Origin of the sequence: Hymenobacter jeollabukensis (assembly GCF_005771675.1) — a bacterium.
Lineage (GTDB): Bacteria > Bacteroidota > Bacteroidia > Cytophagales > Hymenobacteraceae > Solirubrum > Solirubrum jeollabukense.
This window is the reverse complement of the sequence record NZ_VAJM01000004.1, coordinates 62145-75115: the sequence shown is the minus strand read 5'-3', so window position 1 is coordinate 75115 and position 12971 is coordinate 62145. Positions and strand designations below refer to the sequence as shown.

The window sequence follows — 12971 nt, the reverse complement described above, 5'->3', positions numbered from 1 at the left end:
CCGTGCTTCCGGCCAGAGCCGGGGCCTTCAGCCGCGCCGCCCGCCGCCCGGGAAGCCTCAGCCGCGCCCCCGGCAGCACGCCCCGAAGCGTCGGCCATGCTTTTGGACGCGTCTGACGGCGTAACCGACGCGTCGGTTGGCGTCTTGGACGTGTCCAACGGCGTACCCGATGCGTTGGAAAGAGCTTCCAAGACGTTGGAGACGCTTTCCAATGCGTTGGAAGCGCCCTTCGAAGCGTTGGAAGCTCCTTCCGAAGCGTTGGAAGGCGCGTCCAATGTCTTGAAGACGCCTTCCAATGCGTTGGAAGCTCCTTCCAACGCATTGAAAAGAGCAATGGGCCGCACCTTAGTCGGTGCGGCCGAGTAGGTATTCCACTTCCAGCACGGTCTGGTTGTAGGCCAGCACGGCGTCGAGGTAGTCGGTGCGCAGGCGCTGGGCCCGCTCGGCGTGCAGCAGGTACTCGGCGAAGGGCATTTCGCCGGCGCGCCAGCCCTTGCTGGCCAGGCGCAGGATGAGCGCGGCCTGGGGCAAGCCGGTTTGCTGGTAGAACTGCATGCGCTCTTGCTGCTCGCGCAGGCGGTTGAGCAACGCGGCCTGCGAGGCGGCTACCTCGGCCACGCGGCGTCGGTAGGCGGCTTCGGCGGCCAGGGTCTGCAGGCGGGCGGCCTGTTCGCGGGCCTTGTAGGGACGCGTCAGCAGGGGCACGCTCAGGCTGAGCTGGGCGGCCTGAAACCGGTCGGCGGGGCCGTAAAACCGCTCCGTGCCCTTGTACTGGATGTTGCCGCGCAAGGACTGGTTGAGGTAGGTCAGGCCCAGCTCGGGGCGGCGGCTGCGCAGCTCCACCAGGGCTGCGGCCTGCCGTTCGGCGGCCTGCCGGGCCAGCACGCGGGCGGTGGGGTCGGCCGCGCTGCGGCTGGTATCGGCGGGGGTGGTCAGCAGGGTATCCGGGAGGATGGCGGCCAGCTCGGCGGGCACCGGCAGGGGCAGCAGCAGGCTGTCGGCGGGCGCGGGCGCGGTGGGCAGCTGCAGCAGGGCCTGCAATTGGCGGCGGGCGGCCACGTAATCGGCGCGGGTGCGCTGCCGGGCCACGCGGGTTTCTCCCTGCTGCACCAGGGCCGTGGCCGGCTCGATGCGGGCGGCCTCGCCGGTGCGGAAGCGCAGCTCGGCCGCCCGGCGAAACTCGCGGCTCAGGCTGTCCTGGGCCCGCAGCAGCACCAGCCGGTGCCGGGCGTAGACGGCCTGCTGGTAAGTCAGGCGCACCTGCCGCCGCAGCTCGGCCCGGCGCAAGTCCAGCTCCGATTCGGCCAGCGACACCTGCGCTTCGGCCAGGCCGGTGAGGGCCCGGATGCGGCCTAGCGCCGGCAACGGCTGCGCCAGGGAGAACTGGTTGTCGAGGTAGGGCGAGTTGAATTGCCCGACTCCCGCCTGCACCGTGGTGCGCGGCAGCTCCCACACCGCCCCGCGCACCGCCGAGCGGGCCGAGAGCTGGTAGGTGGCCGCCCTGATGTCGCCGCTGCGGCCCAGGGCCGTCTGCACCGCGCCGGCCGCGGTGAGCGGCCCCTCGGGCACCGCGACCGACGAAGCGGCGGCGGCGCGGGGCGCGGTGGCCGGGTCGGGCGTCTGGGCGGCGGCCGGAGAGGTCAGAGCCAGCAGCAGCAGCCCCGCCGCCACTGCTGGGGCAGCCTGGGGCCGGCGGCCGAGCAGGTTGCGCCAGAAGCCGCCCTCCGACTCACTCAAATAATACAGCACCGGCAGCACCAGCAGCGTGAGCAAGGTGGCCGACACCAGGCCGCCGATAACCACCGTGGCCAGGGGGCGCTGCACCTCGGCGCCGGCGGTACCGGCCAGGGCCATCGGCAAAAAGCCCAGCGAAGCCACGGTGGCCGTCATCAGCACCGGGCGCAGGCGCTCCTCGGTGCCGCGCAGCACCCGCTCGCGCACGTCGCGCAGGCCCTCGTCGCGCAGGTGGTTGAAGGCGCTCAGTAGCACGATGCCGTTGAGCACGGCCACCCCGAACAGGGCAATGAAGCCCACGCCGGCCGAAATGCTGAACGGCAATCCGCGCAGCCACAAGGCCAGCACCCCGCCCACCGCGGCCAGCGGAATGGCGGTGAAGATGAGCAGGGCCTGCCGCAAGGAGCCAAAGGTGAGGTAGAGCAGCCCGAAAATCATCAGCAGCGCGGCCGGCACGGCCACCGCGAGGCGGGCGTTGGCCTGACGCAGGTTCTCAAACTGCCCGCCGTAGGTAGTCACGTAGCCGGGCGCGAAATGCACCTGCCGCTGCACGGCCGCCTGCACGTCCTGCACCACGCTTTCCACGTCGCGGCCGCGCACGTTGAAGCCCACGGTGATACGGCGCTGGGCGTTGTCGCGCTGAATCTGGCCGGGCCCGACCTGGTAATCGACCCGCGCCACCTGCTCCAGCGGCACCTGCCCGCCCCCGGGCAAGGGCACGTTCAGGGCGCGCACCTGGCTGATGTCGTGGCGGTACTCGTCGGCGAGGCGCACCACCAGGTCGAAGCGCCGGTCACCCTCAAACACCTGCCCCGCGCCCGCCCCGGCAAAGGCGGCTTCGATGCTCTGGTTGAGGTCCTGCACGCTCAGGCCGAACTGGGCCAGCCGCTCCCGGTCGGGCTGCACCACGATTTGGGCCAGGCCGGTGGCCTGCTCCACGTAGAGGTCGGCGGCGCCGGGCACCTGGCGCACCACCGCGCCCACCCGGCGGGCGTAGCCGGCCAGCTGGTCGAGGTCTTCGCCGTAGATCTTGATGACCACGTCCTGCCGCGCCCCCGAAATCAGCTCGTTGAAGCGCATCTGAATGGGCTGCTGGAAGCTGTAGGTCACGCCCGGCAGCACGCTCAGGGCACGTTCCATCTTGGCGGCCAGGTCCTCGCGGTTGTGGGCCGTGGTCCACTCCTTGCGGTCCTTGAGCACGATAATCAGGTCACAGGCCTCCAGCGGCATGGGGTCGACGGGAATTTCCGAGGAACCGACCTTGGCCACCACTTCCTTGACCTCGGGGAACTGCTCTTTGAGAATATCGGCCGCCAGTTGGGCCTGTCGGGCCGTGTGGTCGAGCGAGGAGCCGGGCAGCACCCGGGTTTCCACCGCGAAGTCGCCCTCTTCCAGCGTGGGAATAAACTCGCCGCCGAGCGTGCCCAGCAGCAGGGCCGCGCCCACCAGCAGCAGCACCGCCGTGCCCACAATCAGCCGGGGCACGCCGAGCACCCGCGTGACGAGGCGGCGGTAGCGCGTGGCCAGCCGGGCCAGCACGCGGTCGGACCAGCCGCCGCCGCGCACGCCCTTGCGCAAGACGAGTGCCGACATTACCGGCACGTAGGTCAGGGAGAGGATGAAGGCGCCCAGGATGGCAAAGGCTACCGTCTGGGCCATGGGCCGGAACATCTTGCCCTCGATGCCCACCAGGGCCAGAATTGGCAGATACACCATCAGGATGATGAATTGCCCGAACGAGGCCGACTGCTGGATGCGCGAGGCCGCGTCGTACACTTCCTCGTCCATTTCCGCGGGCGTGAGGTCCTCGTTGGTCAGCGGAATTTCCCCGTCGCCGTGGGCGTGGCCGAAGCGCGAGGCCAGGCGGTGCATGGTGGCCTCCACAATGATAACCGCCCCGTCGACGATGAGGCCGAAGTCGATGGCGCCCAGCGACATCAGGTTGCCCGACACGCCGAACACCTGCATCATGGCAATGGCGAAGAGCATGGCCAGCGGAATGACCGAGGCCACCAGCAGGCCGGCGCGCAGGTTGCCCAGGAAGAGCACCAGCACGAAAATCACGATGAGCGCGCCCTCCGCCAGGTTTTTCTCCACGGTGTGAATGGCCTGGTCCACCAGCTTGGTGCGGTCGATGAAGGGCCGGATTTCCAGCCCCGGCGGCAGCGTCTTCTCGATGGCGGCCATCTTCTCTTTCACGGCCTTGACGACCTCCGAGGAGTTGGCCCCGCGCAGCATCAGCACCAACCCGCCCACCGTCTCGCCGGTATGGTTGCGAATCATGGCCCCGAAGCGCGGCGCGGCGCCGGGGCGCACCTCGGCCACGTCGCGCACCAGTACCGGCCCGCGCCCCGGCGCCGCCGGCCGCACCACCGCCCGCCCAATGTCGCTTTCCGACTGCGCCAGGCCTTCGGTGCGGATAAACCAGGCCTGCGGACCGCGCACCAGGTAGCCGCCGCCGGCGTTGCCGTTGTTGCGGCTCAGGGCGGTTTGCATGTCCGCTATGGTCAGCCCGAAGCTGCGCAGGCGGTCCGGGGCTATGGCCACCTCGTACTGGCGCAGGTAGCCGCCGAACGAGGACACGTCGGCCACGCCCGTGGTGCCCAGCAGCTGCCGCCGAATCACCCAGTCCTGCAAGGTGCGCAGCTCGGCCAGCGAGTACTTCTTCTCGAAGCCGGGCTTCACGCGGATGGCGTACTGGTAAATCTCACCCAGCCCAGTGGTGGCCGGGCCCATTTCGGGCTGGCCTAGGCCGGGCGGAATCTGCGCCTCGGCGGCGCGCATCCGCTCGGCCACCTGCTGCCGGGCCCAGTAGTTGTCGACCTCGTCGCCGAACACGATGGTAACGACGGACAAGCCAGCCCGCGAAAAGGAGCGCACTTCCTCGCGGCCCGGGATGGTGGCCATGCTCTGCTCCACCGGGAAGGTAACGAGCCGCTCCACGTCGGCCGCGCTCAGGGAGGGCGACACGGTGAAGACGATGACCTGGTTGTTGGTAATGTCGGGCACCGCGTCGATGGGCAGGTGCCGCAGGGCGTAGATACCCCACGCGAGCAGGGCCGCTACCCCGATGCCCACCCCCAGCTTGTGCCGGAGGCTGAGCATAATCAGCTTGTTGAACATGAATCCGCGCGCCGCCTACGCCCCGACGGGGCGCAGCACGGCCATCAGAAAAGGGCCAACCGAATTGCAACGGGCCGCGCTGCGCTTCTGCCTGCAGAAACGCGCCGACGCCGCCCAAGCCGGGCCGCTAGCCTACGCCCGGCTTGCCGCGAAGGCAGCCGCGGAGCGCGGGGGCTGAAAACAGGGGCGCGAAATGCCGCGCGGGGCCGAGGCCACGTACTCGCCGCGGTACTGCCGGGCTTCGGCAAACGCGGGCAGCCGCGGCGGCACCTGCAGGCGCAGGGCGGGCGGCAGGGCCATGGCCGGGGCCTGGTGCAGGCAGCAGTGCAGGGGCAGTTGCGCATGGTCGCGCGTGTGCTCCTGGTTGTGGCGGCCGGCGTAGTGGTCGTAGAGGAAGCGCCACACCGAGTTGGTGGCGTGCTGCTCCTGATAGTGGCTGATGAGCACGGGCAGCTTTACCAGCTCCAGCACGTTGCCGGCGGGCATCAGGCCCGCCACAAACAGGTGCAGGCTCAGCACAGCTATGACCACTCGCTTCATCATTCTACCGGCAAAGATAAGGCACGAAAAAGCCCCGGCCAGCGAAAAGCTGCGCCGGGGCCTCGGGCCGAAGCTGCGCGGGCAGCCCCGGGGCTTAGTTGGTGGTGGTGTGCAGGTTCACCTCGATGTTGCCGCGGGTAGCGCGCGAGTAAGGGCAGATCTGGTGCGCGGCGGCCACCAGGTCTTCGGCCTGGGCCTGCTCGATGCCGGGCAGGTTCACGTGCAGGTCGGCAGCGATGCCGAAGCCGCCGTCCTCGGCCTTGCCGAAGTGCACGAAGCTCTCGATGGTCACGCCCTGCAGGCTCACCTTGGCCTGGCGGGCGGCCACGCCCAGCGCGCCCTCGAAGCAGGCGGCGTAGCCGGCCGCGAACAGCTGCTCGGGGTTTGTGGCGCCTTCCTTGCCCATGCCGCCCATAGCCTTGGGCGTGCTCAGCTCTAGTTCCAGCGCCTTGTCATTGGTAGTCACCTGGCCGTTGCGGCCGCCGGTTACGTGGGCTTGCGCCGTGTACACTTTCTCGATTTTCATGGGAGAAAAAATGAAGCCTTCCCGGAATCAGGAAAGCTGGTTTAGCAAATGATTGAGCTGCCCGCGCAAGGCCTCGAACTCTGCCGGGCTGAGCTGAAACTTGGCCATCAGGGCCTCCGGAATACAGGTGGCCTTGTGGCGCAGCACCTCGCCCGCCGGCTGCAGGCCGATGAGCACCGACCGTTCGTCGCGCGCGTCGCGGCGGCGGCTGACGAGGCCGCGCTGCTCCAGGCGCTTGAGCAAGGGCGTGAGGGTGCCCGAGTCGAGCAGCAGCTTCTCCCCCAGCCCCTTCACCGACAGCTCGCCGTGCTCCCACAGGAGCAGCAGCACTAGGTACTGCGGGTAGGTCAGCTCCAGCTCCTCCAGCAGCGGCTGGTAGGCCTTGGTCACCAGCCGCGACACGGCGTAGAGCGGGAAGCACAGCTGGTTTTCCAACTGCAGCAGCGGATTGGGGGCGGAAGCGGCGGATTGGCTCATGGCGGGCTGAATGACGCTGCAAATGTATTGCAATAAATTTAATTGCTCACAATTTAATTTGCATCTACTTTCATTGCTCTGGTTACCAAGCCAGATTTTTCCGCCACACATAGATTTTTGCTGATATAGGCTAAACCCAACCCTACTTGCCACCTCTAATCCCCGAACGCACACACCACACCACGCATGAACAAACGCTTACTCTGCTGGATTATCGGGCTGCTGCTGGCCTTGCCGGGCCGGGCCCAGACGTCGCTGTACTTCCCGCCCACCACCGGCACCACCTGGGCCGGCACCACTCCCCAAAGCCTGGGCTGGTGCCAGCCCCAGCTCGATACCCTGCTCAACTACCTCGGCCGCCAGCACACCAAGGGCTTCATCGTGCTGAAAGACGGCCGCCTGGTGGTGGAGCAGTACTACGGCACCTTCACCCGCGACTCGCTCTGGTACTGGGCCTCGGCCGGCAAGTCGCTCACGGCCACGCTGGTCGGCATTGCCCGGCAGGACGGCCTGCTCAGCCTCACCGATTCGGCCTCGCGCTTCCTCGGCCGGGGCTGGACGTCGGCGCCGGCCGCCAAGGAGCGGCTCATCACGGTGCGCCACCAGCTCACCATGACCTCGGGCCTCGACGACACCCCGCCCGCGCCCTGCGACAACGAAAGCACCCAGGCCGCCTGCCTACTCTACCAGGCCGACGCCGGCACCCGTTGGGCCTACCACACCGGCGCCTACCGCAACCTGCAGCCCCTGCTGGCCCGCGCCAGTGGCCTGACTATTAATCAGTACACCAACCAGAAGCTGGCCAATATCATCGGCATGAGCGGGGCCTGGGTCAACGACGTGTACTACAGCCGCCTGCGCGACGCGGCCCGTTTCGGCCTGCTCATCCTGGCCCGCGGCAGCTGGAACGGCACCGCCGTGCTGCGCGACACGGCCTACTTCCGCCAGATGACCACGCCCTCGCAGACGCTCAACCGCGGCTACGGCTACCTCTGGTGGCTCAACGGGCAGCCGAGCTACATGCTGCCCCAGTCGCAGCTGGTGCTGCCCGGCCCGCTGGTGCCCACCGCCCCCGCCGATATGATCATGGCCCTGGGCAAAAACGACCAGAAAATCTACGTGGTCCCGAGCCTGGGTCTGGTGGCCGTGCGCCTGGGCCAGTCGGCCGGGCAGCCCAAGCTGGCCCTCTCTTCCTTCGATACCGAGCTGTGGCGCCGGCTGATGGCCACCGTGCAGTGCCGCCCCACCGCCGCGGCCACCCCGGCCCGCCGACTTTCCCTAGCCCCCTACCCCGTGCCCGCCACCGACGAGCTGACCGTACCGCTCGAGGCCGCCTGGGGCCGCGTAAACCTGCGTCTGTTCGATGCCCTGGGCCGCTGCGTACGTCAGTCTGCGGGACAGGCCCCGTACCAATTGATTCCGCTGCGGGGCTTGCCGGCGGGCACCTATTATCTACAAGCACTTGACAGTCAAGGCCGAATCATTGGCACCAACAAGGTAATTCATTAGCAAAATACTATACTTATCCGTGCTAGCCCCATGTGAAAAACCCGTGCCTCCACGGATTGACCACGACGCGCGGGTGCTGTTACTTTGTCAACATCAAGCCGCTACCAGTTCTGCTGCTACTCGCTGATCCGCCTGCTGCCGGCCTTGCCGCCGCAAGCCACCCCGAACTTCTAGTCAATTCGTGACTTATTTAGCTGCAAGAGCAAGCCCCTCCGCCGGTACGGAGGGGCTTTTTACTTTTGGGCCCCAGCAGTAACGGCCATGCGGCCCGGCCAGCCGCGTTGCGTATTTTTGTCGGTGGCTGCCCCCAGCTTGCAACGTTTGCCGGCTGCTGTGGCTCCTGCCTTCGCCCGCAGTCGAAATATGGTACGTGGCCGCGGGCGTGCTTCCCCCTATGTCTAAGCTTTCCGTTTTGCTGTCCTTCTGCGCCCTGCTCCTGCTGCCGGGTTGTTACGTGAAGCAGGACGACCCCAAGTCGACGTCGTTGCCCGTGTACCGCCCGCTGCTGATGACCCGCGCCCACTTGGAACAGGCCGTGGCCCTGCTGCCGCCCCGCGACGTGCAGGCCCCCGGCAAAACCTATTGCCGGGGCTCTTACCTGCTGGTGAACGAGCAGTACGAGGGCATTCACATCATCGACAACCAGGATCCGGCTCGGCCTCGCAAAGTGGGTTTCCTGCGCATTCCGGGTAGCCTCGACGTGGCCATGCGCGGCCCGGTACTCTACGCCGACAACGCCGTCGATCTGGTCACCATCGACCTGACCGACCCGGCCAACGCCCGCGTGCTGGGCCGGGTGCGCAACGTATTCCCGGAGCTGCCCCTGCCCGAAACGGCCAGCATCGAGCCGGGCTATCGGGCCGAAAACCGCCCGCCCGACGCGGTGGTGGTGGGCTGGCAAAAAGTTCAGTAACCTGGCCATGAAGCACTTATCCGCCTTCGGCCGATCCTGCCGGGCTGCTCTGCTGGCCCTGGTCTTCCTCACCGGCTGCGCCAGCGCCGACCTCAGCCCCGCCGTCAACGACATCGGCCTGACCGGGGCCCGGGCCCGATTTGTCGCGCTGGGCAACGCGCTGTACGTCATCGACGGGCAGCAGCTGCAGATCCTGGACCTGGGCCCGACCGGCACCAGCACGCCCGCCGTGGCGCAGACTTTGGCCCTGGGCGTCAACATCGAAACCATTTATCCTGCTGGCAGTTACCTCTTCGTAGGTACTCCGGCCGGTATGTTTCTCTTCGACGTTTCGCTTCCGCTGCAGCCGCGGTCTGCCGGCTACTACGCCCAGGCCGCCAGCTGCGACCCGCTGGTGGTGGACGGCCGCTGGGCCTATCTGACGCTGCGCCAGGACCGCTCCTGCGGCAACAGCCCCAATCAGCTGCAGGTCGTCGACCTGGACGACCCCACGCGCCCGACGCTGGTGCGCACCTACCCGCTAACGCACCCCTACGGCCTGACGGTTGATTCGGCCCGCCTGTTCGTGTGCGACGAGGGCCTGAGGGTGTTCGACCTGCGCACGGCGCCCACCCTGGCGCCGCTCGATGCCTTTGCCATGGATGCCCGCGAAGTGACGCCCACCCCGAACGGCCTGCTGGTGACCGGCAAAACCGGCCTGTACCAGTGCCGCTACGAGGCCCGCAGCCACAGCCTGCGCCTGTTGAGCGTCATTCCCGTCGTTCCCCGTCCCTGATGCGCGCGGCGGCTGCCACCGGGTACTGCACGCTGGGTGCGTGGGCCGCGCTGCTGCTCGGCAGCCCCGTCGTTGCCCAGACGCCCCAGCTGCCGAAAATGCCCGGCTGGGTTTTGAAAGCCAACGTATTTCAGCCCCTGGCGCGCGGCTACCACCTGGAAGCTGAAAAGCTCTGGCGGGCGCACCCGCGCACCAGCCTCGGCCTCACGGCGCAGTGGTACCGGGGCGCCGTCACGGGGCTCACGGTCCGGCGCGAGGTGCAGCCCGGCGAGCGGGTCCGCGGCGTCGGAGCCGAGCTGCTGCCCCGCCTGTACTTCCCCGGCCCCGACGCACAGCTGCAATCGGGCTTTTACCTGGCGGCCGGGCCGCACGTGCAGCACTTCCGGCTGCATTTTCAGGAATACGGCTGGGTGGAGCAGGCCCGCCCCGACGAGCTGCCCATCCTGGTGTATTCGCCGCTGCCCTACGTCGAAACGATTACCCGCTACGGGGCCAGCGTGCTGGCCGGCTATCAGGGGCCGCTGGAGCTGGGTCCGCTGATGCTTGACTTCTACGCCGGTATTGGCTGGCGCCAGTCGCGCTTCCACTCAGCCTTGCCCGGCAGCCGCTACCGCACTTCCATTCTCGACTACGGCGCGCAGGGCGTCTACTTTCCGGTTGGATTTAAGCTAGGCATCCGTTTGTAGAGCCGAATTACCAGGCCTGCTAAATCCTATTCAAACCCAGTCAGAATAACAATACACATCCCCGCTTCTTTCACTGAAAGTCAAGCTATTTACCCACAATACCCACTCCCTAAAGGCAGTAAATAGCCAAACAATTATCGTTATTTCACAATAAAAGCACCAACGTTGCTGGACACAAGATTAGTATCTTTGTGGTGCCGCTGTCCATTTCCCGACTACTCCCAGTGCATGAAAAAACTGCTACTCGCGGGGCTGCTTAGCCTCACCACGCTGGCCCAAGCCCAGGACGTGGGCTACCGCACGCCCCCCAGAGCCATTACCGACCTCGTAGACGCGCCGCTTACGCCGCGCATCAGCCTCTCGTCGGATGGCAAGTGGATGGCCCTGCTGGCGGTGCAGGCCATGCCCACGGTGGCCGAGCTGGCCCAGCCCGAGCTGCGCCTGGCCGGCCTGCGCATCAACCCGCGCCTGAACGCACCCAGCCGCTTGAGCTACGCCACCGGCCTGATGCTGCGCCGCCTGGAAGACGGCAAGGACATGGCCGTACTCAACCTGCCCCAGCCCGCCCTGATCAGCGACGCCGTCTGGTCGCCCGACAACAGCAAGCTGGCCCTGAGCTTGGCCAACAGCTCGGGCCCGGAAGGCCGCACCGAGCTGTGGGTGGTGGATTTGAACAACTTCATGGCCCGGCGCCTGGCCGGCGTGTCGCTGAACGCGGTGTTCGGCACGCCCTTCGAGTGGCTGCCCGACAACCAGACGCTCATCGTGCGGGCGCTGGTGGCGGGCCGCGGCGCGGCGCCCAGCACCACGGCGGCGCCTACCGGCCCGGCCGTGCAGGAAAACGTGGGCCGCAAAACCGGCGCCCGCACCTACCAGGACCTGCTGCGCAACCCCACCGACGAGCGGCTGCTCGACTTCTACGCCACCTCGCAGATGGTGCGCGTGTCGCTCGACGGCAAGCTGCAGCCCATCAGCCAGCCCGGCCTGATTCAGTCGGCGGTGCCCTCGCCCAACGGCAAGTACCTGCTGGTGAAAACCCGCCACCGGCCCTTCTCCTACTCTCTGCCCCTGAGCAGCTTTCCGCTGAAAGTGGAAGTGTACGACGTGGCCACCGGCGACCCGGTGAAAACCCTGGCCGACCTGCCCCTGGCCGACGAAGTGCCCACGGCCTTCGACGCGGTGCCCACCGGGCAGCGGGAGCATGGCTGGCGCGCCGACGTGCCCGCCTCCCTCTTCTGGGCCGAGGCCCAGGACGGCGGCGACCCGAAGGCCGAAGCCCCCGTCCGCGACAAAGTATTTACCCTCACGGCCCCCTTCATGGGCACGCCCGAGGAATTTGCCTCCCTGCCCCTGCGCTACGACGGCGTGAGCTGGGGCAACAACTCGGTGGCGCTGATCTACGGTTCGCGCTGGGCCGACCGCAAGCAGATAATCTGGCGCGTGACGCCGGGCGCGCTGCCCTCGCTGCAGGTGCTCTTCGAACGCTCGTCGCAGGACAAGTACACCGACCCGGGCACAGCCTACACCCACCGCAACGCCCAGGGCAAATCGGTGCTGCTGACGGATGGAGCCAACAAAACCATCTACTTCCTGGGCCAGGGCGCTTCGCCCGAGGGCGACCGTCCCTTCGTCGACGAGTTTGACCTGGCCACCAAGAAAGCTACCCGCTGGTGGCGCTCGGAGGCGCCGTTCTACGAAGTGCCGCTGGCCATTCTCGACGCCGATAAGCACCGCCTGCTGACGCGCCGCGAGGCCATCGACCAGAACCCGAACTACTACCTGCGCGACAAGAGCGGCAAGCTCACGCCCCTCACCAAGTTTGCCAACCCCTACGCGGCCTTTGGCGGTGCCTTCAAGAAGCAGGTGCTGCGCTACAAGCGCGCCGACGGCGTGGAGCTGACGGCCAACCTCTACCTGCCGCCGAACTACAAAGCCACCGACGGCGCGCTGCCGACGTTGATGGAAGCCTACCCGGTGGAGTTCAAGGACAAGAAAAACGCCGGGCAGGTGTCGGGCTCGCCCTACGCTTTCACGCGCGTGGGCTACGGCTCGCCCATTTTCTGGGTGACGCAGGGCTACGCCGTGCTGCAGGGAGCCAGCATTCCGATAGTGGGCGAGGGCGACAAGCAGCCCAACGACACCTACGTGGAGCAGCTGGTGAGCAGCGCCAAAGCCGCCATCGATGAGGGCAAGCGCCTGGGCGTGGTGGATGCCAACCGCGTGGCGGTGATGGGCCACTCCTACGGCGCCTTCATGACGGCCAACCTGCTGGCGCACTCCTCGCTGTTCAAGGCCGGCATTGCCCGCAGCGGCGCCTACAACCGCTCGCTGACGCCCTTCGGCTTCCAGGGCGAGGAGCGCACCTACTGGCAGGCCCCGGAGGTCTACAACGCCATGTCGCCCTTCAACTACGCCGACAAAATCAAGACGCCGATTCTGCTCATCCACGGCGAGCTGGACAACAACTCGGGCACTTTCCCCATTCAGAGCGAGCGGTTCTACAACGCGCTGAAGGGCAACGGCGCCACCGCCCGCTACGTGGTGCTGCCCTACGAGTCGCACGGCTACGCGGCCCGCGAGAACGTGCTGCACATGCTCTGGGAGATGAATGCCTGGCTCGACAAGTACGTGAAGTCGCCGGCTACGGCCGCAGCCAACTAAACGGCCCTTCTGAATAAGAAAAAGCCC

At 67.3% G+C, this 12971-nt stretch carries 10 protein-coding genes; 6 read left to right on the top strand and 4 right to left on the bottom strand.

The genetic code is table 11. The features are described 5' to 3' along the window. Window positions 1-96 precede the first annotated feature (96 nt). Window positions 97-366, top strand: coding sequence for a hypothetical protein (locus FDY95_RS10385; protein ID WP_138077497.1), 270 nt, complete (start codon window positions 97-99; stop codon window positions 364-366). Here FDY95_RS10385 and FDY95_RS10380 read toward each other — a convergent pair. The 4 genes from FDY95_RS10380 to FDY95_RS10365 all read right to left on the bottom strand — a co-directional run bounded on the left by FDY95_RS10380 (window position 346) and on the right by FDY95_RS10365 (window position 6400). After that, on the bottom strand, window positions 346-4857 hold the full coding sequence (locus FDY95_RS10380; protein WP_138077495.1) for a CusA/CzcA family heavy metal efflux RND transporter: 4512 nt from the start codon (window positions 4855-4857) through the stop codon (window positions 346-348). The genes FDY95_RS10385 and FDY95_RS10380 overlap by 21 nt on opposite strands. Before the next feature lie 132 nt (window positions 4858-4989). Then, window positions 4990-5400, bottom strand: coding sequence for a hypothetical protein (locus FDY95_RS10375; RefSeq protein ID WP_138077493.1), 411 nt, complete (start codon window positions 5398-5400; stop codon window positions 4990-4992). A 91-nt stretch (window positions 5401-5491) separates the two neighbouring features. After that, complete coding sequence (locus FDY95_RS10370; RefSeq protein WP_138077491.1) at window positions 5492-5923, bottom strand: organic hydroperoxide resistance protein; 432 nt, start codon at window positions 5921-5923, stop codon at window positions 5492-5494. Between the two features lie 27 nt (window positions 5924-5950). Then, complete coding sequence (locus tag FDY95_RS10365) at window positions 5951-6400, bottom strand: MarR family winged helix-turn-helix transcriptional regulator (RefSeq protein WP_138077489.1); 450 nt, start codon at window positions 6398-6400, stop codon at window positions 5951-5953. A 186-nt stretch (window positions 6401-6586) separates the two neighbouring features. On the opposite strand from FDY95_RS10365, the gene FDY95_RS10360 reads away from it, so the two are divergent. The 5 genes from FDY95_RS10360 to FDY95_RS10340 all read left to right on the top strand — a co-directional run bounded on the left by FDY95_RS10360 (window position 6587) and on the right by FDY95_RS10340 (window position 12944). After that, window positions 6587-7909 (top strand): serine hydrolase, encoded by a 1323-nt coding sequence (locus FDY95_RS10360; protein ID WP_138077487.1) that lies wholly within the window; start codon window positions 6587-6589, stop codon window positions 7907-7909. Between the two features lie 394 nt (window positions 7910-8303). After that, window positions 8304-8822, top strand: a complete 519-nt coding sequence (locus FDY95_RS10355; RefSeq protein ID WP_138077485.1) for an LVIVD repeat-containing protein — start codon at window positions 8304-8306, stop codon at window positions 8820-8822. A gap of 7 nt (window positions 8823-8829) precedes the next feature. Continuing rightward, window positions 8830-9597, top strand: a complete 768-nt coding sequence (locus tag FDY95_RS10350; RefSeq protein ID WP_138077483.1) for an LVIVD repeat-containing protein — start codon at window positions 8830-8832, stop codon at window positions 9595-9597. After that, window positions 9597-10283, top strand: coding sequence for a hypothetical protein (locus tag FDY95_RS10345; protein ID WP_138077481.1), 687 nt, complete (start codon window positions 9597-9599; stop codon window positions 10281-10283). Before FDY95_RS10350 ends, FDY95_RS10345 begins: the two co-directional genes overlap by 1 nt. A gap of 228 nt (window positions 10284-10511) precedes the next feature. Continuing rightward, window positions 10512-12944, top strand: coding sequence for a S9 family peptidase (locus tag FDY95_RS10340; RefSeq protein WP_138077479.1), 2433 nt, complete (start codon window positions 10512-10514; stop codon window positions 12942-12944). Window positions 12945-12971: the final 27 nt, after the last annotated feature.

Coding starts and splice junctions, on each gene's coding strand:
- FDY95_RS10380 (WP_138077495.1), bottom strand. CDS start 4,857: ATGTTCAACAAGCTGATTATGCTCAGCCTCCGGCACAAGCTGGGGGTG.
- FDY95_RS10345 (WP_138077481.1), top strand. CDS start 9,597: ATGCGCGCGGCGGCTGCCACCGGGTACTGCACGCTGGGTGCGTGGGCC.
- FDY95_RS10385 (WP_138077497.1), top strand. CDS start 97: ATGCTTTTGGACGCGTCTGACGGCGTAACCGACGCGTCGGTTGGCGTC.
- FDY95_RS10350 (WP_138077483.1), top strand. CDS start 8,830: ATGAAGCACTTATCCGCCTTCGGCCGATCCTGCCGGGCTGCTCTGCTG.
- FDY95_RS10370 (WP_138077491.1), bottom strand. CDS start 5,923: ATGAAAATCGAGAAAGTGTACACGGCGCAAGCCCACGTAACCGGCGGC.
- FDY95_RS10340 (WP_138077479.1), top strand. CDS start 10,512: ATGAAAAAACTGCTACTCGCGGGGCTGCTTAGCCTCACCACGCTGGCC.
- FDY95_RS10365 (WP_138077489.1), bottom strand. CDS start 6,400: ATGAGCCAATCCGCCGCTTCCGCCCCCAATCCGCTGCTGCAGTTGGAA.
- FDY95_RS10360 (WP_138077487.1), top strand. CDS start 6,587: ATGAACAAACGCTTACTCTGCTGGATTATCGGGCTGCTGCTGGCCTTG.
- FDY95_RS10355 (WP_138077485.1), top strand. CDS start 8,304: ATGTCTAAGCTTTCCGTTTTGCTGTCCTTCTGCGCCCTGCTCCTGCTG.
- FDY95_RS10375 (WP_138077493.1), bottom strand. CDS start 5,400: ATGATGAAGCGAGTGGTCATAGCTGTGCTGAGCCTGCACCTGTTTGTG.